14 protein-coding genes, 3 tRNA genes and 3 rRNA genes are annotated in these 21,153 nt (G+C 52.8%); 14 read left to right on the top strand and 6 right to left on the bottom strand.

Annotated elements, in window-relative coordinates:
• Positions 1 to 993, top strand: a complete 993-nt coding sequence (gene rbsR / locus HV352_RS23370; protein WP_029139704.1) for a ribose operon transcriptional repressor RbsR — start codon at positions 1 to 3, stop codon at positions 991 to 993.
• Here the strand turns inward: rbsR and mdtD are convergent.
• Both mdtD and HV352_RS23360 read right to left on the bottom strand, forming a co-directional pair.
• Positions 959 to 2,386: a multidrug transporter subunit MdtD gene (gene mdtD / locus HV352_RS23365; RefSeq protein WP_016157827.1), complete on the bottom strand. Its 1,428-nt coding sequence runs from the start codon at positions 2,384 to 2,386 to the stop codon at positions 959 to 961. The genes rbsR and mdtD overlap by 35 nt on opposite strands.
• A gap of 1 nt (position 2,387) precedes the next feature.
• On the bottom strand, positions 2,388 to 3,092 hold the full coding sequence (locus HV352_RS23360) for a FadR/GntR family transcriptional regulator (protein WP_016157828.1): 705 nt from the start codon (positions 3,090 to 3,092) through the stop codon (positions 2,388 to 2,390).
• Positions 3,093 to 3,546: 454 nt separating this feature from the next.
• On the opposite strand from HV352_RS23360, the gene HV352_RS23355 reads away from it, so the two are divergent.
• From HV352_RS23355 to HV352_RS23330, 6 genes are all read left to right on the top strand, one after another.
• Positions 3,547 to 5,088 (top strand): 16S ribosomal RNA (locus HV352_RS23355).
• A gap of 85 nt (positions 5,089 to 5,173) precedes the next feature.
• Positions 5,174 to 5,249 (top strand) — tRNA-Glu (locus tag HV352_RS23350).
• Between the two features lie 220 nt (positions 5,250 to 5,469).
• A 23S ribosomal RNA gene (locus HV352_RS23345) occupies positions 5,470 to 8,376 on the top strand.
• Positions 8,377 to 8,474: 98 nt separating this feature from the next.
• Positions 8,475 to 8,590: ribosomal RNA gene (rrf, locus tag HV352_RS23340) — 5S ribosomal RNA — on the top strand.
• Together the 16S, 23S and 5S rRNA genes with 3 tRNA genes alongside form the textbook arrangement of a ribosomal RNA operon.
• A gap of 55 nt (positions 8,591 to 8,645) precedes the next feature.
• A tRNA-Asp gene (locus HV352_RS23335) sits at positions 8,646 to 8,722 on the top strand.
• Between the two features lie 52 nt (positions 8,723 to 8,774).
• A tRNA-Trp gene (locus HV352_RS23330) sits at positions 8,775 to 8,850 on the top strand.
• Positions 8,851 to 8,950: 100 nt separating this feature from the next.
• Here the strand turns inward: HV352_RS23330 and hdfR are convergent.
• A complete protein-coding gene (hdfR, locus tag HV352_RS23325; protein ID WP_087121878.1) occupies positions 8,951 to 9,796 on the bottom strand; it encodes an HTH-type transcriptional regulator HdfR in 846 nt (281 codons plus the stop codon).
• Between the two features lie 106 nt (positions 9,797 to 9,902).
• On the opposite strand from hdfR, the gene maoP reads away from it, so the two are divergent.
• Positions 9,903 to 10,241, top strand: coding sequence for a macrodomain Ori organization protein MaoP (maoP, locus tag HV352_RS23320; RefSeq protein WP_003018025.1), 339 nt, complete (start codon positions 9,903 to 9,905; stop codon positions 10,239 to 10,241).
• Positions 10,242 to 10,266: 25 nt separating this feature from the next.
• Here the strand turns inward: maoP and HV352_RS23315 are convergent, their stop codons facing one another.
• Positions 10,267 to 11,787: a YifB family Mg chelatase-like AAA ATPase gene (locus tag HV352_RS23315; protein WP_019078449.1), complete on the bottom strand. Its 1,521-nt coding sequence runs from the start codon at positions 11,785 to 11,787 to the stop codon at positions 10,267 to 10,269.
• A 353-nt stretch (positions 11,788 to 12,140) separates the two neighbouring features.
• Between HV352_RS23315 and ilvL the strand changes: the two genes are divergently transcribed.
• The 6 genes from ilvL to ilvA all read left to right on the top strand — a co-directional run bounded on the left by ilvL (position 12,141) and on the right by ilvA (position 18,789).
• Positions 12,141 to 12,239, top strand: coding sequence for an ilv operon leader peptide (ilvL, locus tag HV352_RS23310; RefSeq protein ID WP_001311244.1), 99 nt, complete (start codon positions 12,141 to 12,143; stop codon positions 12,237 to 12,239).
• A 139-nt stretch (positions 12,240 to 12,378) separates the two neighbouring features.
• Positions 12,379 to 14,025, top strand: a complete 1,647-nt coding sequence (gene ilvG / locus HV352_RS23305) for an acetolactate synthase 2 catalytic subunit (RefSeq protein ID WP_047499578.1) — start codon at positions 12,379 to 12,381, stop codon at positions 14,023 to 14,025.
• On the top strand, positions 14,022 to 14,285 hold the full coding sequence (ilvM, locus tag HV352_RS23300; protein WP_003018017.1) for an acetolactate synthase 2 small subunit: 264 nt from the start codon (positions 14,022 to 14,024) through the stop codon (positions 14,283 to 14,285). The genes ilvG and ilvM overlap by 4 nt, the downstream gene beginning before the upstream one ends.
• A 17-nt stretch (positions 14,286 to 14,302) precedes the next feature.
• The gene (locus tag HV352_RS23295) at positions 14,303 to 15,232 is read left to right on the top strand and encodes a branched-chain amino acid transaminase (RefSeq protein ID WP_003829030.1); all 930 of its coding nucleotides are present in this window, start codon (positions 14,303 to 14,305) and stop codon (positions 15,230 to 15,232) included.
• A gap of 156 nt (positions 15,233 to 15,388) precedes the next feature.
• Positions 15,389 to 17,239: a dihydroxy-acid dehydratase gene (gene ilvD / locus HV352_RS23290; RefSeq protein WP_016157832.1), complete on the top strand. Its 1,851-nt coding sequence runs from the start codon at positions 15,389 to 15,391 to the stop codon at positions 17,237 to 17,239.
• Positions 17,240 to 17,244: 5 nt separating this feature from the next.
• On the top strand, positions 17,245 to 18,789 hold the full coding sequence (ilvA, locus tag HV352_RS23285) for a threonine ammonia-lyase, biosynthetic (RefSeq protein WP_016157833.1): 1,545 nt from the start codon (positions 17,245 to 17,247) through the stop codon (positions 18,787 to 18,789).
• Positions 18,790 to 18,852: 63 nt separating this feature from the next.
• Here the strand turns inward: ilvA and fabV are convergent, their stop codons facing one another.
• Positions 18,853 to 20,046, bottom strand: a complete 1,194-nt coding sequence (gene fabV, locus HV352_RS23280) for an enoyl-ACP reductase FabV (RefSeq protein WP_049270475.1) — start codon at positions 20,044 to 20,046, stop codon at positions 18,853 to 18,855.
• Positions 20,047 to 20,221: 175 nt separating this feature from the next.
• Positions 20,222 to 21,124, bottom strand: a complete 903-nt coding sequence (gene ilvY, locus HV352_RS23275; RefSeq protein WP_016155102.1) for an HTH-type transcriptional activator IlvY — start codon at positions 21,122 to 21,124, stop codon at positions 20,222 to 20,224.
• Positions 21,125 to 21,153: the final 29 nt, after the last annotated feature.

Below are 21,153 nucleotides of genomic sequence, written 5' to 3'. Positions count from 1 at the left end.
TTGGCTACAATGAAGGACGTCGCCCGCCTGGCGGGGGTTTCCACGTCGACGGTTTCTCACGTCATTAATAAAGATCGCTTTGTCAGTGAGTCTGTCACTGACAAAGTTGAAGCGGCGATTAAAGAGCTTAACTACGCGCCCTCAGCGCTGGCGCGTAGTCTCAAGTTAAACCAGACCCACACTATTGGCATGTTAATCACTGCCAGTACCAACCCCTTTTATTCTGAGCTGGTGCGCGGCGTTGAACGTAGTTGTTTTGAACGCGGCTACAGCCTGGTGCTGTGCAACACTGAAGGTGATGAACAGCGCATGAACCGTAATCTGGAAACGTTAATGCAAAAACGGGTGGACGGCTTGCTGCTGCTCTGCACGGAAACACATCAACCTTCCAGGGAGATCATGCAACGCTATCCTTCTATACCGACCGTCATGATGGACTGGTCGCCTTTTGATGGTGAAAGCGATCTGATCCAGGATAACTCCCTGTTGGGCGGGGATTTAGCCACTCAACATCTTATCGAAAAAGGTTTTACGCGCATTGCCTGCATCACCGGGCCGCTGGATAAAACTCCGGCGCGTTTACGTCTGGAAGGATATCGGGCGGCAATGAAGCGGGCGGGGTTGCCGGTCCCGGAAGGTTACGAGATTACCGGTGACTTTGAGTTCGGCGGCGGCTTTGAAGCTATGCAAACGTTGCTGTCGCATAAACAGCGACCGCAGGCCGTTTTTACCGGCAATGATGCCATGGCGGTTGGCGCGTATCAGGCTCTGTACCAATCGGGATTGCGCATTCCGCAGGATATGGCGGTGGTGGGTTATGATGATATCGAGCTGGCGCGCTATATGACGCCGCCGCTGACGACCATCCATCAACCAAAAGATGAACTGGGCGAACTGGCCATCGATGTATTAATCCACCGGATGGCGGAGCCCGCATTACAGCAACAGCGCCTGCAACTTACTCCTGTTTTGATGGAGCGGGGGTCGGTTTAGGATTATGTCGCTCTTTAATCAGATTACGTCCATCTTTTGCTTTTAGCAGCATGAACATCAGCGCAGACACTACCGTGATAGCGCCCATCGTCATAAAGGTGTAGTGGAACTGCTCGACCGTATTGGTTCCTTCCATACCTTCATAGATACGCAGAACGGCAGCGCTGATGGCGACCCCTAAACTGATTGATAACTGCTGAGTAACGGCCAGCACACTGTTGCCGCTGCTGGCGTTTTCATCGGTCAGGTCCGCCAGAGTGATGGTATTCATGGAGGTAAACTGGGTGGACATCGCCATACCCAAAATGAACAACGGCAGGATCAACATCCAGACCGGCATGGCGGGAGATTGCAATGCGAACTGCGCAATCATCAGGCCGATAAATACCGTAACACCCACCAGTGTGGTTCTGTAGCCGAGCCGGCGCAGCACCTGCGTCACCATTGATTTCGCCAGTATTGATCCCAGCGCCGTTGGCGCCATCATGCAACCGGCTATCAGCGCCGGGTATCCAAAGCCTACCTGCAACATCAGCGGCATTAAGAAGGGCACGCACCCTGTACCCAGACGAGTGGCAAGGTTTCCGGCGATCCCGACGGAAAAAGTTCGGGTCTTAAATATAGGAAGCGATATTAGCGGCGTTGGGTGACGACGCGCGTGGCGAATGTAGGCGAGCAGTAACAGAATGCTGGCAAGAATAATGCTGAGCGCTATCCAGGTCTCGACAAGCTTCTCACCGAACAGCTCTACCCCGCTGGAAAACAACACCAGGCTCAAACCAAACAGAAAGAAACCGGTCATATCAAAACCGCGGCGCGGCGTGGTGAAGTTCGGCATATATTTGCGGGCATAGAAGATACCGGCAACCCCAATTGGAATATTAATCAGGAAGATCCAGTGCCAACTGGCCCACGTGACCAGTACACCGCCCAATACCGGACCTAAAATCGGCCCCACAAGTCCAGGCATGGTTACGAAGTTAAGCACGGGAAGCAGTTCGCTGCGGGGGTAAGCACGCAATAATGCCAGACGGGCAACGGGCATCATCATAGCGCCGCCAATGCCCTGAATGATGCGGAAAATCACCAGTTCGCTTAGGGAGCTGGACAGCGCACAGGCCAGCGAACCCAGCGTAAACAGGCTAACAGCTATCATAAAGACGCGCCGGGTACCAAACCTGTCTGCCAGCCATCCACTCACCGGGATCAGCATCGCGACCGTCAGGGTGTAACTGATAATGGCTGACTGCATGGCGAGCGGAGAGCGGTTAAGGCTGTGTGCTATTGCGGGTAAGGCGGTATTGAGGATCGTGGCGTCTAGTGCCTGCATAAAAAAGGCCATGGCTGCTATCCACGGTAGCCCGGCCATACTGCGTGATTTCTTTTCTGACATATTATTTATCCGGTAGCACGTTCGGTGCTATCAGCAATGCCTGACAGGCAGCGAAGGCGCGATCGCCATCGCTCTCATCTATTGCGTCGACAATGGCCTGGTGTAAATCCAGCTTGACCACGTCGTTATAGGTAATAGAGGTAAAGTAGGTCTGGTAAACGGAATGGAAGAGTGACGCGAAGGAGATAAGGAACGGGTTCGCACTCATTTCATAGATGTGTTCATGCCAGGCGATATCAACCTCAATCCAACGCTCGCGTCTGAAGTTTCTTTTCAGCTCGACCATTTCTTCCATCAGCGTGTTGAGATGCGCTTTCTGTTCTGCCGTACCTATAGTCGCCGCCAGTAAACACGCCTGAGGCTCCAGGCTGATACGCATCACCAGAAAATGTTTAATGACCTGAGAGAAATTATCTTCTGTCATCCACCAGGTGAGCAGCTCCTGGTCGAGGAAGTTCCAGTTTGCCTGCGGCATGACGCGTGTACCAATACGCGGGCGCGGTAATACCATACCTTTTGCCGTTAACGTCTTTACCGCTTCTCTTACCGCGGTACGACTTACGCCAAACTGATCGCCCAGCTCTATTTCGCCAGGCAATATAGCGCCCGGTGCGTATTCACCTTTTAATATTCGCTGAGCCAGCTTTTCGGCCAGAACGTAGGACAGGTTTTTCTGTGCGGCTAGCTGTTGGGCATTTAACGGCATGAATGGTTTTCCTTACTTTATTTCCTATTCATTAGTATGCCACCTGGAAGCGTTATTGCGGCTGCAAAAGCGGCAATTTGCTTATTTTATGGCATGTTAATGGTGGTTTTGCTGAAAAAACACGCACTCGGAAAGTTATTTTAAATTTCCCCTTGTCAGCCTGAAATAACTCCCTATAATGCGCCTCCACTGACACGGAACAACGGATTACAAACCGCCGGGTCAGCGGAGAAAAGCGAAAATAAACGCTTGACTCTCCAGCGGGATGGCGTAATATGCACACCCCGCGCCGCTGAGAAAAAGCGAAGCGGCACTGCTCTTTAACAATTTATCAGACAATCTGTGTGGGCACTCGAAGATACGGATTCTTAACGTCGCAAGACGAAAAATGAATACCAAGTCTCTGAGTGAACACGTAATTCATTACGAAGTTTAATTCACGAGCATCAAACTTAAATTGAAGAGTTTGATCATGGCTCAGATTGAACGCTGGCGGCAGGCCTAACACATGCAAGTCGAACGGTAGCACAGAGGAGCTTGCTCCTTGGGTGACGAGTGGCGGACGGGTGAGTAATGTCTGGGAAACTGCCCGATGGAGGGGGATAACTACTGGAAACGGTAGCTAATACCGCATAACGTCGCAAGACCAAAGAGGGGGACCTTCGGGCCTCTTGCCATCGGATGTGCCCAGATGGGATTAGCTAGTAGGTGGGGTAACGGCTCACCTAGGCGACGATCCCTAGCTGGTCTGAGAGGATGACCAGCCACACTGGAACTGAGACACGGTCCAGACTCCTACGGGAGGCAGCAGTGGGGAATATTGCACAATGGGCGCAAGCCTGATGCAGCCATGCCGCGTGTATGAAGAAGGCCTTCGGGTTGTAAAGTACTTTCAGCGAGGAGGAAGGTGTTGTGGTTAATAACCGCAGCAATTGACGTTACTCGCAGAAGAAGCACCGGCTAACTCCGTGCCAGCAGCCGCGGTAATACGGAGGGTGCAAGCGTTAATCGGAATTACTGGGCGTAAAGCGCACGCAGGCGGTCTGTCAAGTCGGATGTGAAATCCCCGGGCTCAACCTGGGAACTGCATCCGAAACTGGCAGGCTAGAGTCTTGTAGAGGGGGGTAGAATTCCAGGTGTAGCGGTGAAATGCGTAGAGATCTGGAGGAATACCGGTGGCGAAGGCGGCCCCCTGGACAAAGACTGACGCTCAGGTGCGAAAGCGTGGGGAGCAAACAGGATTAGATACCCTGGTAGTCCACGCCGTAAACGATGTCGACTTGGAGGTTGTGCCCTTGAGGCGTGGCTTCCGGAGCTAACGCGTTAAGTCGACCGCCTGGGGAGTACGGCCGCAAGGTTAAAACTCAAATGAATTGACGGGGGCCCGCACAAGCGGTGGAGCATGTGGTTTAATTCGATGCAACGCGAAGAACCTTACCTACTCTTGACATCCAGAGAACTTAGCAGAGATGCTTTGGTGCCTTCGGGAACTCTGAGACAGGTGCTGCATGGCTGTCGTCAGCTCGTGTTGTGAAATGTTGGGTTAAGTCCCGCAACGAGCGCAACCCTTATCCTTTGTTGCCAGCGGTTCGGCCGGGAACTCAAAGGAGACTGCCAGTGATAAACTGGAGGAAGGTGGGGATGACGTCAAGTCATCATGGCCCTTACGAGTAGGGCTACACACGTGCTACAATGGCATATACAAAGAGAAGCGACCTCGCGAGAGCAAGCGGACCTCATAAAGTATGTCGTAGTCCGGATTGGAGTCTGCAACTCGACTCCATGAAGTCGGAATCGCTAGTAATCGTGGATCAGAATGCCACGGTGAATACGTTCCCGGGCCTTGTACACACCGCCCGTCACACCATGGGAGTGGGTTGCAAAAGAAGTAGGTAGCTTAACCTTCGGGAGGGCGCTTACCACTTTGTGATTCATGACTGGGGTGAAGTCGTAACAAGGTAACCGTAGGGGAACCTGCGGTTGGATCACCTCCTTACCTTAAAGAACCGACCTTTGTAGTGCTCACACAGATTGTCTGATGAAAAGTAAATAGCAAGGCGTCTTGCGATTGAGACTTCAGTGTCCCCTTCGTCTAGAGGCCCAGGACACCGCCCTTTCACGGCGGTAACAGGGGTTCGAATCCCCTAGGGGACGCCACTTGCTGGTATGTGTGAGTGAAAGTCGCCGACCGAAGTATCTCAAAACAGACTTTCGAGTCTTGTTTGAGATATTTGCTCTTTAAAAATCTGGATCAAGCTGAAAATTGAAACGACACACTGTTTCATTTCTCCGTAAACAAGAAATGAAAAGCGGTGTGTTCGAGTCTCTCAAATTTTCGCAACACTGAAGTGTTTTACGAAACATCTTCGGGTTGTGAGGTTAAGCGACTAAGCGTACACGGTGGATGCCCTGGCAGTCAGAGGCGATGAAGGACGTGCTAATCTGCGATAAGCGTCGGTAAGGTGATATGAACCGTTATAACCGGCGATTTCCGAATGGGGAAACCCAGTGTGATTCGTCACACTATCATTACGTGAATACATAGCGTAATGAAGCGAACCGGGGGAACTGAAACATCTAAGTACCCCGAGGAAAAGAAATCAACCGAGATTCCCCCAGTAGCGGCGAGCGAACGGGGAGCAGCCCAGAGTCTGAATCAGCATGTGTGGTAGTGGAACGGTCTGGAAAGTCCGACGGTACAGGGTGATAGTCCCGTACACAAAAGTGCATGTGTTGTGAACTCGAAGAGTAGGGCGGGACACGTGGTATCCTGTCTGAATATGGGGGGACCATCCTCCAAGGCTAAATACTCCTGACTGACCGATAGTGAACCAGTACCGTGAGGGAAAGGCGAAAAGAACCCCGGCGAGGGGAGTGAAAAAGAACCTGAAACCGTGTACGTACAAGCAGTGGGAGCCTCTTTATGGGGTGACTGCGTACCTTTTGTATAATGGGTCAGCGACTTATATTCTGTAGCAAGGTTAACCGAATAGGGGAGCCGAAGGGAAACCGAGTCTTAACTGGGCGTTAAGTTGCAGGGTATAGACCCGAAACCCGGTGATCTAGCCATGGGCAGGTTGAAGGTTGGGTAACACTAACTGGAGGACCGAACCGACTAATGTTGAAAAATTAGCGGATGACTTGTGGCTGGGGGTGAAAGGCCAATCAAACCGGGAGATAGCTGGTTCTCCCCGAAAGCTATTTAGGTAGCGCCTCGTGAATTCATCTTCGGGGGTAGAGCACTGTTTCGGCTAGGGGGTCATCCCGACTTACCAACCCGATGCAAACTGCGAATACCGAAGAATGTTATCACGGGAGACACACGGCGGGTGCTAACGTCCGTCGTGAAGAGGGAAACAACCCAGACCGCCAGCTAAGGTCCCAAAGTCATGGTTAAGTGGGAAACGATGTGGGAAGGCACAGACAGCCAGGATGTTGGCTTAGAAGCAGCCATCATTTAAAGAAAGCGTAATAGCTCACTGGTCGAGTCGGCCTGCGCGGAAGATGTAACGGGGCTAAACCATGCACCGAAGCTGCGGCAGCGACACTATGTGTTGTTGGGTAGGGGAGCGTTCTGTAAGCCGTTGAAGGTGTGCTGTGAGGCATGCTGGAGGTATCAGAAGTGCGAATGCTGACATAAGTAACGATAATGCGGGTGAAAAACCCGCACGCCGGAAGACCAAGGGTTCCTGTCCAACGTTAATCGGGGCAGGGTGAGTCGACCCCTAAGGCGAGGCCGAAAGGCGTAGTCGATGGGAAACAGGTTAATATTCCTGTACTTGGTGTTACTGCGAAGGGGGGACGGAGAAGGCTATGTTAGCCGGGCGACGGTTGTCCCGGTTTAAGCATGTAGGCGGAGATTCCAGGTAAATCCGGAGTCTTGTTAACGCTGAGGTGTGATGACGAGGCACTACGGTGCTGAAGTAACAAATGCCCTGCTTCCAGGAAAAGCCTCTAAGCATCAGGTAACACGAAATCGTACCCCAAACCGACACAGGTGGTCAGGTAGAGAATACCAAGGCGCTTGAGAGAACTCGGGTGAAGGAACTAGGCAAAATGGTGCCGTAACTTCGGGAGAAGGCACGCTGATATGTAGGTGAAGTGATTTACTCATGGAGCTGAAATCAGTCGAAGATACCAGCTGGCTGCAACTGTTTATTAAAAACACAGCACTGTGCAAACACGAAAGTGGACGTATACGGTGTGACGCCTGCCCGGTGCCGGAAGGTTAATTGATGGGGTTATCCGTAAGGAGAAGCTCTTGATCGAAGCCCCGGTAAACGGCGGCCGTAACTATAACGGTCCTAAGGTAGCGAAATTCCTTGTCGGGTAAGTTCCGACCTGCACGAATGGCGTAATGATGGCCAGGCTGTCTCCACCCGAGACTCAGTGAAATTGAACTCGCTGTGAAGATGCAGTGTACCCGCGGCAAGACGGAAAGACCCCGTGAACCTTTACTATAGCTTGACACTGAACACTGGTCCTTGATGTGTAGGATAGGTGGGAGGCTTTGAAGTGTGGACGCCAGTCTGCATGGAGCCAACCTTGAAATACCACCCTTTAATGGCTGGTGTTCTAACGTAGACCCGTGATCCGGGTTGCGGACAGTGTCTGGTGGGTAGTTTGACTGGGGCGGTCTCCTCCTAAAGAGTAACGGAGGAGCACGAAGGTTAGCTAATCCTGGTCGGACATCAGGAGGTTAGTGCAAAGGCATAAGCTAGCTTGACTGCGAGAGTGACGGCTCGAGCAGGTGCGAAAGCAGGTCTTAGTGATCCGGTGGTTCTGAATGGAAGGGCCATCGCTCAACGGATAAAAGGTACTCCGGGGATAACAGGCTGATACCGCCCAAGAGTTCATATCGACGGCGGTGTTTGGCACCTCGATGTCGGCTCATCACATCCTGGGGCTGAAGTAGGTCCCAAGGGTATGGCTGTTCGCCATTTAAAGTGGTACGCGAGCTGGGTTTAGAACGTCGTGAGACAGTTCGGTCCCTATCTGCCGTGGGCGCTGGAGAATTGAGGGGGGCTGCTCCTAGTACGAGAGGACCGGAGTGGACGCATCACTGGTGTTCGGGTTGTCATGCCAATGGCATTGCCCGGTAGCTAAATGCGGAAGAGATAAGTGCTGAAAGCATCTAAGCACGAAACTTGCCCCGAGATGAGTTCTCCCTGACCCTTTAAGGGTCCTGAAGGAACGTTGAAGACGACGACGTTGATAGGTCGGGTGTGTAAGCGTAGCGATACGTTGAGCTAACCGATACTAATGAACCGTGAGGCTTAACCTTACAACGCCGAAGATGTTTTGGCGGATGAGACATCGAAATTCAGCTTGATGACAGATTACATCGACAGGCCCGAGAGGTGTGTTGATAGACAGAATTTGCCTGGCGGCTGTAGCGCGGTGGTCCCACCTGACCCCATGCCGAACTCAGAAGTGAAACGCCGTAGCGCCGATGGTAGTGTGGGGTCTCCCCATGCGAGAGTAGGGAACTGCCAGGCATCAAATTGCAGTAAACCGGGATGAATAATCCGGGTAGTGACAAAGAAATTCGGTGGAGCGGTAGTTCAGTTGGTTAGAATACCTGCCTGTCACGCAGGGGGTCGCGGGTTCGAGTCCCGTCCGTTCCGCCACTTATTAGAAAATTAAGCCTGCTACCAAGCAGGCTTAATGATAAGAAAATTTAGGGGCGTAGCTCAGTTGGTAGAGCACCGGTCTCCAAAACCGGGTGTCGCGAGTTCGAGTCTCTCCGCCCCTGCCAGAAATAATCCTTAGCATTTTTGCTAAGGATTTTTTTTTACCTGCAATTTGAATTATGCCTTCCTGCTGTTTTACTCCCGGCATCCTTGCCTATATTTTCTTTAATTTTCCAGAATATCTGTTCTCAGCAGATCGCAAATTAGTCCATTTTTATCGCTGTTTTGCAGCCAAACTGCATATAAAGGACGTGAAAGCGTTGTACTGTCGGTAACAGTATGGAGATCGCTTTTGGTTTTGGCCCAGTTGACGGGAAGCCAGCTAAAGCCCTTAATCACTGAAAGTTGCTGCCTGGCCAATTCTGCCGAACTGGTGGTGAGTACCGGCACTTCATCTCCCGCTATTAGTCCCGCTTCGTGTTGTTGAAAATCGGGTCCCCATTCCAGGCGTAAATAATTCAGCTCATCTTTGGTTTGCGAAGGAGAGCTGCAATAGAGCGCCAGCGTGAAATATCCCAACAGTTGGCTGCTAAATTCGTCCATTTTGGGTGTTTCGGTAGTAATCAGTAGATCAAGCTGTCGTTCATGAAGCTGTTTTACTAACGATTGGCGTTGAGCGATCCTCGCTTCAAACTGCAGGCTGGATTGTGGCTCCTGAGATTGATACAAACGCTTCAACCAGTCATTAAGCATGCACTCCCAGAGAGATGCGCTGGCACCGATAGAAAACTCGTTATGCCGCGAGGTATTCGCGACTTCCTTACGTGCTGCCTGCCACGTATTCATCAACGTTTCGGCGTAAGGCAATAATTTTTCACCTGCAGCGGTTAAACGGATATTGTTTCTGTGTCGGGTGAACAGGTTTACACCCAATTGATTTTCCAGTTGTCTGATCCGGAAACTAACCGCTGATTGGGTCAGGTAGAGCGCTTCAGCAGCCCTGCCAAAGTGGCGTGTCCGGCTAACTTCCAGGAAAGTTTTTAACAATTCCGTATCCACAACTCGCTCCATAAAATTATTTGTCGTTATGATTTAAATCTTTTGTTTGACGCTCTGTCAAGCGTAACTAATACTCCGCGCCATAAATAGCTCGGCCAAAGAATTAGGAGCGTGCAGGATGGCGGAAAGCTTTACGACGACTAATCGATATTTCGATAATAAATATTATCCCCGCGGATTCTCCCGTCATGGTGATTTCACCATTAAAGAAGCACAACTGCTTGAGCGTCACGGTTATGCTTTCAACGAGCTGGATCTGGGCAAGCGTGAGCCGGTAACTGAAGAAGAAAAACTGTTTGTTGCGGTATGCCGTGGTGAACGTGAGCCGGTTACCGAAGCTGAACGTGTGTGGTCTAAATACATGACGCGTATTAAGCGTCCAAAACGTTTCCACACCTTATCGGGTGGGAAACCTCAGGTGGAAGGCGCAGAAGACTACACCGAATCTGATGATTAATAAAAAAAGGGCGAAAGCCCTTTTTTTATGTCAGTAATTTCTGCAGATGAATGAGTAACCTGTCTATCGCTCGGTACCCAACGGCCTCCTGTAAATGCTGGCGAGAGATGTGATCACATTGTTCGATATCCGCAATCGTTCGAGCGACCTTAATCAGGCGTAGCCAGGCGCGGATAGACAATCCGAGATGCGCGAGCGTTTCTTCAAGCCACTGTGCATCGTCGCTACGCAGTAGGCAGTATTTATGGATATCCTGACTGTCCAGATGTGCGTTTAACTTATTTTGCCGCTGATACTGACGCTCTCGCGCTGCCATAACACGTTGCTTCACCGTTGCGCTATTTTCCCCTTTCATCGCGTTCTGGCTGAGTATACCGGGCGGCGGTAAGGGAATTTCGAGGGAGAGGTCGAAGCGGTCAAGAAATGGACCTGACAATCGATTTAGGTAGCGCAGCGTCTGTTCTGGGGTACAGCGGTTATGGTTCCCCTGATAATGGCCCGTCGGGCTTGGATTCATCGCAGCTATGAGTTGAAAGCGTGCGGGATAGGTTATTTTTGCTCTGGTGCGGGATAGATGGATCTGCCCGGACTCGATGGGTTCGCGCAGTGCATCCAGCGTGCGCCGCTCAAACTCGGGTAGTTCATCCAGAAACAGTATGCCGTTGTGCGCTAAAGAGATCTCTCCTGGCGCAGGAATAGAGCCTCCACCGACCATGGCGGTTAATGAAGCACTGTGATGTGGCGAGCGAAAAGGGCGCTGCTTCCACTGTTTTTGTATCGTGTCGGAATGGATCAGACTGAGTATCGCGGCACTTTCCAGCGCTTCATCGTTGCTAAGTGGAGGGAGTAGCCCTCTGAGTCGACTGGCTAGCATAGTCTTTCCCGTACCCGGCGGGCCGATGAGCAAGAGGTTGTGGCCGCCTGCTGCGGTAAGCTCCAGCCCGCGTTTACCCTGTTCCTGGCCGATAACATCACTCAGATCATCAGCTAATGCGTTAGGCGTAAAATCTGCGGATGATGGCCTGTCTAAATCATGCTTACCTTCGAGAAATGCGCATACGGTCTGCAGGTGATCGGCGATCAGGCACCCTTCGCCGTGTATCAGTCCAACTTCAGCGGCATTCTCTTTTGCGACAATAATTCGCCTGCCTGCACGAATGGCCTCGGTTGCGCTTGATATCGCGCCGGGAACGCCGCGTAGCGCGCCTGTAAGCGCTAATTCACCAACCAGCTCGTAGGTGTCGAGATTGTGGGGTGTAAGCTGCTCAGAAGCGGCCAGAAGCGCAACAGCGATAGGTAAATCATATCGCCCCCCTTCTTTCGGGAGATCGGCCGGAGCGAGGTTTATAGTTATCTTCTTTGCCGGGAATTCATAACCGCTATTAATAATCGCACTGCGTACCCGATCGCGAGCCTCTTTCACCGTCGTTTCGGGCAGCCCCACCATGGTTAAACCAGGCAGGCCGTTGCTGATATGTACCTCGATGGTAATGGCTGGCGCATTCACGCCTAGCGCGGCGCGTGTGTGAACAATCGATAGTGACATAATTCCTCCTGATAAAAGTATTATGTCGTAATACATCGCGGCAAGATTTCACATAATTACGGTTTTTAGATGCTGATTCTCGTATTTTTGCGCAACGTATAATTGCTTGCATTAAGCCTGGAATGACGCCCGCAAATGCTTTTGAATGGTGTTTGTATTGGGGATCGGGTTACCGATGATCGCCTGAAGCGTGAAATATTTTCATTTTTGATTTTTTTGTATAAAAAACAACGGTATTTATCTAAACCGTTAACGACGTCAGAAAAACGAATAAAAAAATATCTTGTGTCATTTGCAAATTCTATGGTAACTCTTTAGGTATTCCTTCGAACAAGATGCAAGAAAATACAAAAATGACAGCCCTTCTACGAGTGATTAGCCTGGTCGTGATTAGCGTGGTGGTGATTATTATCCCACCGTGCGGGGCTGCACTTGGACGAGGAAAGGCTTAGAAAACAAGCCTTAACGAACTAAGACCCCCGCACCGAAAGGTCCGGGGGTTTTTTTTGACCTTAAAAACATACACGAGGAGCAGAAAGTGAACGGTAGCATAAAATTCTGTTTCTCAAGATTTACGGCGGGGATGTAACTATGAATGGGGCACAGTGGGTGGTACATGCGTTGCGTGCACAAGGGGTTCAAACCGTCTTTGGTTATCCTGGTGGCGCAATTATGCCGGTTTACGATGCGTTGTATGACGGCGGCGTAGAGCACCTGTTGTGCCGACACGAGCAGGGTGCGGCAATGGCGGCGATTGGCTATGCCCGTGCGACCGGTAAAACCGGCGTTTGTATCGCTACCTCCGGCCCTGGCGCAACCAACCTGATCACGGGCCTTGCCGATGCGCTGTTAGATTCTGTTCCAGTGGTGGCGATCACCGGTCAGGTGGCATCACCTTTCATCGGAACGGATGCGTTCCAGGAAGTGGACGTGCTGGGGATGTCTCTGTCCTGCACCAAACACAGCTTCCTGGTACAGTCACTCGAAGAACTGCCGCGTATCATGGCTGAGGCTTTCGCCGTGGCGAATTCCGGTCGTCCGGGTCCAGTTCTGGTTGATATCCCGAAAGACATTCAATTAGCCAGCGGTACGCTGGAGCCATATTTTACGACCGTCGAAAACGTAGAGACGTTTCCGCACGCTGACGTTGAGCAGGCACGTAATATGCTGGCGCAGGCACAAAAACCCATCCTGTACGTAGGTGGTGGCGTAGGTATGGCGCAGGCGGTCCCGGCCCTGCGTGAATTTATCGCGGTAACCCAAATGCCGGTCGCCTGCACGCTGAAAGGTCTGGGCGCAGTAGATGCTGACTACCCGTACTATTTGGGCATGTTGGGAATGCACGGTACTAAAGCCGCGAATTTCGCGGTGCAAGAGTGCGATTTACTGATTGCGGTTGGCGCACGTTTTGATGACCGGGTGACTGGCAAGCTGAATACCTTTGCACCGAACGCCAGCGTAATCCACATGGATATCGACCCAGCGGAAATGAACAAACTGCGCCAGGCACACGTGGCGCTGCAGGGGGATTTAAATTCTCTTCTGCCAGCATTACAGCAATTGATGAAGATTGACGAATGGCGTCAGCACAGCGCTGAACTGCGCGCAGAACATACCTGGCGCTACGACCATCCGGGGGAAGCTATCTATGCGCCACTGTTGTTAAAGCAGTTATCCGATCGCAAACCTGCGGATAGCGTAGTGACAACGGATGTTGGCCAGCATCAGATGTGGTCGGCACAGCATATGACCTACACTCGCCCTGAAAACTTCATCACGTCGAGCGGTCTGGGGACGATGGGCTTTGGCCTGCCAGCAGCGGTTGGCGCGCAGGTTGCTCGCCCGAATGATACGGTAATCTGTATCTCCGGTGACGGTTCCTTCATGATGAATGTACAGGAATTGGGCACCGTAAAACGCAAGCAGTTGCCGCTGAAGATAGTTTTACTCGACAACCAGCGGTTAGGCATGGTGCGACAATGGCAGCAGCTGTTTTTCCAGGAACGTTATAGCGAAACCACCCTTACCGATAACCCCGATTTCCTCATGTTGGCCAGAGCCTTCGGCATTCCTGGTCAACACATCACCCGTAAAGACCAGGTTGAAGCGGCACTCGACACCATGCTGAACAGCGAGGGGCCATACTTGCTTCATGTCTCAATCGACGAACTTGAGAATGTCTGGCCTCTGGTGCCACCTGGCGCCAGTAACTCAGAAATGCTGGAGAAATTATCATGATGCAACATCAGGTCGCCGTTGAGGCTCGTTTCAATCCGGAAACGTTAGAACGTGTTTTACGCGTGGTACGCCATCGTGGTTTTCAGGTGTGCTCCATGAATATGGAAGCCGCCAGCGATGCGCAGAATATAAATATCGAATTGACCGTTGCCAGCCCCCGGTCGGTCGACTTACTGTTTAGTCAGTTAAGTAAACTGGTAGATGTTGCACATGTTGCTATCTGCCAGAGCACAACCACATCACAACAAATCCGCGCCTGAGCGCAAAAGGAAGAAAAATGACGACGAAAAAAGCTGATTACATTTGGTCTAATGGCGAGATGATTCGTTGGGAAGACGCGAAGGTCCACGTGATGTCCCACGCGCTGCACTACGGTACTTCTGTATTTGAAGGGATCCGTTGCTACGATTCTCACAAAGGGCCGGTAGTGTTCCGTCATCGCGAACATATGCAGCGTCTGCGTGATTCAGCCAAGATCTATCGTTTTCCCGTTTCTCAGAGCGTTGATGAGCTGATGGAAGCTTGCCGTGAGGTGATTCGTAAAAACAACCTGACCAGCGCCTATATCCGTCCGCTGGTGTTTGTTGGCGACGTAGGGATGGGCGTTAACCCGCCTGCGGGATACACCACTGATGTGATAATCGCCGCGTTCCCATGGGGGGCTTACCTCGGTGCTGAAGCGCTGGAGCAGGGGATCGACGCGATGGTTTCTTCCTGGAACCGCGTTGCGCCGAACACGATTCCTACCGCTGCTAAAGCAGGTGGTAACTATCTGTCTTCGCTGCTGGTGGGTAGTGAAGCGCGTCGTCATGGCTACCAGGAAGGCATTGCGCTGGATGTGAATGGCTACATCTCCGAAGGCGCGGGCGAAAACCTGTTTGAAGTAAAAGACGGCATTCTGTTTACCCCGCCGTTTACCTCTTCCGCGCTGCCGGGTATCACCCGTGACGCGATCATTAAGTTGGCGAAAGATCTCGATATCGAAGTGCGTGAGCAGGTGCTGTCTCGTGAATCGCTGTACCTGGCCGACGAAGTGTTCATGTCCGGTACCGCGGCCGAAATCACCCCAGTACGCAGCGTCGATGGTATTCAGGTGGGCGAAGGCCGCTGCGGTCCGGTCACCAAACGCATCCAGCAGGCCTTCTTTGGCCTCTTCACCGGTGAAACGGAAGATAAATACGGCTGGTTGGATTCAGTAAACCAATAACAAAATTAATATTTCCCCAAAATAGTTCACGTTGCAGGAAGACGGCAACGCAGCGAGCCCCAGGAGCTTACTTTAGTAGGTGACTGGGGGGAGCGAGGCAGCCCTCAGCTGCGGCGTGAAATATGCAGGGGAAAGACAGACGGGAGTTAATCAAGCATGCCTAAGTATCGTTCTGCTACCACCACCCACGGCCGCAATATGGCGGGTGCCCGCGCACTGTGGCGCGCCACCGGGATGACCGATGATGACTTCGGTAAACCGATTATCGCTGTGGTGAACTCCTTTACCCAGTTTGTGCCGGGCCACGTCCACCTGCGCGATCTCGGTAAGCTGGTTGCCGAACAAATCGAAGCCTCAGGCGGCGTGGCGAAAGAGTTCAACACCATCGCCGTGGATGATGGTATCGCCATGGGTCATGGCGGCATGCTTTATTCACTGCCGTCGCGTGAGCTGATCGCCGATTCAGTGGAATATATGGTTAACGCCCACTGCGCCGATGCGATGGTCTGCATCTCTAACTGCGATAAAATCACCCCCGGGATGTTAATGGCCTCTCTGCGGCTGAATATTCCGGTGATCTTTGTTTCCGGCGGCCCAATGGAAGCCGGGAAAACCAAGCTCTCTGACCAAATCATCAAGCTTGATCTGGTTGATGCGATGATTCAGGGTGCAGACCCGAAAGTCTCCGACTCGCAGAGCGAGCAGGTTGAACGTTCGGCCTGTCCGACCTGCGGCTCGTGCTCCGGGATGTTCACCGCCAACTCGATGAACTGTCTGACCGAAGCGCTGGGTCTGTCGCAGCCGGGTAACGGTTCGCTGTTGGCGACTCATGCCGACCGTAAAGAGCTGTTCCTCAACGCAGGTAAACGCATCGTTGAGCTGACCAAACGCTACTACGAGCAGGATGACGCTTCAGCCCTGCCGCGCAACATTGCCAGCAAGGCGGCGTTTGAGAACGCCATGACGCTGGATATCGCGATGGGCGGCTCCACCAACACCGTTCTGCACCTGCTGGCGGCCGCGCAGGAAGCGGAAATCGACTTCACCATGAGTGATATTGATAAGTTGTCCCGCAAAGTCCCGCAGCTGTGTAAAGTTGCGCCGAGTACGCAGAAATACCATATGGAAGACGTGCACCGAGCGGGCGGCGTACTGGGCATTTTAGGCGAGCTGGATCGCGCCGGGCTTCTGAACCGCGACGTGAAAAACGTGCTGGGGCTGACTCTGCCTCAAACGCTCGATAGTTATGACGTTATGCTGACCAAAGACGACGCGGTGAAAAAAATGTTCCGCGCAGGTCCGGCTGGCATCCGTACCACCCAGGCGTTCTCGCAGGATTGTCGTTGGGACACCCTGGATGATGACCGCGCAGAAGGTTGCATTCGCTCGTTGGAACATGCTTACAGCAAAGACGGCGGCCTGGCAGTCCTGTACGGTAACTTCGCGGAAAACGGCTGTATCGTAAAAACCGCTGGTGTGGATGACAGCATCCTGAAATTCACCGGCCCGGCAAAAGTGTATGAAAGCCAGGACGATGCGGTTGAAGCTATCCTCGGCGGTAAAGTGGTTGCCGGCGACGTGGTGGTGATTCGCTACGAAGGGCCGAAGGGCGGGCCAGGCATGCAGGAAATGCTCTACCCAACCACCTTCCTGAAATCGATGGGTCTCGGTAAGGCCTGCGCGCTGATTACCGACGGTCGTTTCTCTGGCGGTACTTCGGGGCTTTCCATTGGTCACGTTTCTCCTGAAGCGGCCAGCGGCGGTAATATCGCAATTATCGAAGATGGCGACATGATTGCTATCGATATCCCGAATCGAGGCATTCAACTGCAACTGAGCGATGCGGAAATCGCTGCGCGCCGTGAAGCGCAAGAAGCTCGTGGTGACAAAGCCTGGACGCCAAAAGATCGTCAGCGTCAGGTCTCCTTTGCGCTGCGCGCTTACGCCAGCCTGGCAACCAGCGCCGACAAAGGTGCGGTGCGCGATAAGTCGAAACTAGGGGGATAATGACCATGGCGGATTCTCAACCCCTCTCCGGCGCTCCAGAAGGCGCCGAGTATCTCAGAGCAGTGCTGCGTGCGCCGGTATACGAAGCGGCGCAGGTCACACCGCTACAAAAAATGGAAAAACTCTCTTCGCGCCTCGATAACGTGATTCTGGTGAAGCGCGAAGACCGTCAACCCGTTCACAGCTTCAAGCTGCGCGGTGCCTATGCCATGATGGCCGGTCTGACCGAAGAGCAAAAAGCGCATGGCGTAATCACCGCATCGGCGGGTAATCATGCTCAGGGTGTAGCTTTCTCTTCTGCGCGATTAGGCGTGAAGGCGCTGATTGTCATGCCTACGGCTACCGCCGATATCAAAGTCGATGCCGTTCGCGGTTTCGGTGGTGAAGTACTGCTACACGGCGCGAATTTTGATGAAGCCAAAGCCAAAGCGATTGAGCTGTCGCAGCAGCAGGGTTTTACCTGGGTTCCTCCGTTCGACCATCCGATGGTGATTGCCGGGCAGGGCACGCTGGCACTGGAGTTATTGCAGCAGGATGCCCACCTTGATCGTGTATTCGTGCCGGTGGGCGGTGGCGGATTAGCGGCAGGCGTGGCGGTGCTGATCAAGCAGTTGATGCCGCAGATCAAAGTGATTGCCGTTGAAGCTGAAGACTCTGCTTGCCTGAAAGCGGCGCTGGATGCCGGTCAACCGGTCGATCTTCCGCGTGTTGGCCTCTTTGCTGAAGGCGTGGCGGTGAAACGTATCGGCGACGAAACCTTCCGTTTGTGCCAGGAGTATCTCGACGACATCATCACTGTCGATAGCGACGCTATCTGTGCGGCAATGAAAGATCTGTTCGAGGATGTGCGCGCGGTGGCGGAACCATCCGGTGCGCTGGCGCTGGCGGGGATGAAAAAGTACATTGCCCAGCACAACATTCGTGGCGAACGTCTGGCGCATATCCTTTCCGGCGCTAACGTTAACTTCCATGGCCTACGTTATGTTTCCGAACGTTGCGAGCTGGGCGAACAGCGCGAAGCGTTGCTGGCAGTAACTATTCCGGAAGAAAAGGGCAGCTTCCTGAAGTTTTGCCAGCTATTGGGAGGACGCTCGGTTACCGAGTTTAACTACCGATTTGCTGATGCGAAAGACGCCTGTATTTTTGTTGGCGTCCGTCTGAGCCGTGGGCTGGAAGAGCGTAAGGAAATCCTCCAGTTGCTTAACGAGGGCGGCTACAGCGTAGTGGATTTGTCCGACGACGAAATGGCGAAGCTGCACGTGCGCTACATGGTCGGTGGGCGCCCGTCGAAACCCTTGCAGGAGCGGCTGTACAGCTTCGAATTCCCGGAATCTCCGGGGGCGTTGCTCAAATTCCTGCATACCCTGGGGACGCACTGGAATATTTCGTTGTTCCACTATCGTAGTCACGGAACCGATTATGGTCGCGTACTGGCGGCGTTTGAGTTGGGTGAGCACGAACCTGATTTCGAAACGCGACTGAACGAACTGGGTTATGACTGTCATGATGAAACGCATAACCCGGCGTTCAGGTTCTTCCTGGCGGGTTAGCGGTAGCCATTAAAAAAGGGTTCATGTAAAAACATGAACCCTTTTTGCAACTGTATCAGCAGATTACAGCGTGATGACTTCGAATTCGACTTCGGTGTTTACATCCGCATCGTAATCCACTTCGTCGAGACCAAAACCGAACAGATTCAGGAATTCCTGCTTATATCCTGCATAGTCCGTTTTTTGCGCCAGGTTTTCGGTGGTGATCAGCGGCCACAGATCGCGGCATGCCTGCTGAATGTCTTCACGCAGTTCCCAGTCATCCATACGGATACGCTGGTTGTCATCAAGCACCACTTTATCGCCGTACAGGCTGGTGGTCATCAGACGGTTGATCTGCTCGATGCAGCCTTCATGAATGCCTTGTTCTTTCATCAGCTTGAAGACCATGGAGATGTACAGCGGCATCACCGGAATAGCAGAAGAAGCCTGCGTGATAACGGATTTCAGTACAGCAACGTTAGCGGAACCGTTCAGCGGAGCCAGTTGATTACGCAGCGCGCCTGCCGCGCGGTCGAGATCTTCTTTTGCTTTGCCCAGCGCGCCGTGCCAGTAGATTGGCCAGGTCAGGTCGGTACCGATGTAGGAGTAGGCAACGGTTTTCACGCCGTCAGCCAGCACGCCTGCTTCGCTCAGCGCGCCCATCCACAGTTCCCAGTCTTCGCCGCCCATAACGGTGACGGTGTTCTGAACTTCTTCTTCGGTTGCCGGCTCAATGCTGGCGGTTATGATCTGATCTTTGTTGGTATCGATCGCTTTAGAGGTATAAACCTCACCGATTGGCTTCAGCGCAGAACGGACGATTTCACCGGTTTTCGGCATTTTACGTACCGGAGATGCCAGTGAGTAAACCACCAGGTCAATCTGACCCAGGTCTTCTTTGATCAGTTTGATAACTTCGTCGCGACACTCGTCGGAGAACGCGTCGCCGTTGATGCTTTTGGAATACAGACCTTCACGTTTTGCGGCCTCATCGAAGGCTGCAGAGTTATACCAGCCCGCGGAACCTGGCTTGGTTTCCGTGCCCGGTTTTTCGAAAAATACGCCGATAGTGGCGGCTCCGCTGCCAAACGCGGCGGAAATTCTGGAAGCAAGGCCGTAACCGGTGGAAGCACCGATGACCAGCACGCGGGAAGGACCGTTAGCGATTTTCCCGTTTTTCTTCACATAATCGATCTGTTTTTCCACATTGACTTTGCAGCCAGTCGGATGGGTCGTTGTACAGATGAATCCACGAATTTTTGGTTTGATTATCATAATGATGGCTAATTAAGTTTGTATTTTCGCTGTCAAGTGCGCAATGACACCGTCTGTTCTGGCTTGCTAAACGTGATGGTTAACAAGCCCCCCACATCTATTATGGCACGGGACATTATACAGAAAAGGAGTGCCAATACTGAATCTACCACTGATTTTAGGCCTGACGCTGGTGCTACTCGGCGGATTTGCGCTCCAGAACAATCTTCCAGAACGCGTCTATGAGCGGCTCATGCAGCCGTTTTTTCGGCGCGCAGACGCCCAGCTCGAACGGTGTTTTTTCGTCGCTGCGTTCTAAAATCATCACGCGATTCCGTACCGGCTCCGGGCTGTTTTCCAGCACCACTTCCGGCAGCAGAGCCACGCCGCAGCCCAGCGCCACCATCGAGACCATCGCTTCGTGCCCCCCGACCGTGGCGTAAATCGATGGGTTGCTGATTTTGTGACGGCGGAACCACAGTTCGATGCGGCGGCGTACCGGCCCCTGGTCGGCCATGATAAACGGCACCGTCGACCAGTCCGGCTTATCGACCGAAACCTGATTCCGTACCGGGCAAGGCAATGCTGGTGCGATCAACACTACCGTTAAATTCTCCAGCATCGAGAATGCCACAGCACCGGGCAGCGTCTCTGGCTTACCCGCTATTGCCAGATCGGCCTCTCCGGTGACCACTTTGTCCATCGCATCAGCGGCATCGCCGGTGGTGAGCTTAATTTCAACCGAGGGGTGCTCGGCGCGAAAGCGGTCGAGAATTGGTGGCAGGTGGCTGTAGGCGGCGGTAACCGAGCAGAAGATATGCAGCTCGCCCGACAACGACGGTCCCTGCTGATCGAGGGTGTGGCGCAATTGTTGATACTGCAACAGCGTCTGCTGGGCAAACACTCGCAGCTCTTCGCCTGCTTCGGTCAGCGTGACCGTACGGTTATCGCGCACAAACAGCGCCTGGCCGAGATCTTCTTCCAGCCGTTGGATCTGGCGTGAGAGTGTGGAGGGGCTGACGTGCATCGCCCGCGCACTGCGGCCAAAGTGGCGGCTTTCCGCCAGATGCAGGAACATTTTCAGATCGCGTAAATCCACGGACGAGCCTCCGATTTTCTACGTTGCAG

Origin of the sequence: Citrobacter sp. RHBSTW-01044, from assembly GCF_013781945.1 — a bacterium.
GTDB classification, from domain to species: domain Bacteria; phylum Pseudomonadota; class Gammaproteobacteria; order Enterobacterales; family Enterobacteriaceae; genus Citrobacter; species Citrobacter braakii.
This window is presented reverse-complemented; position numbering and strand designations above follow the sequence as displayed.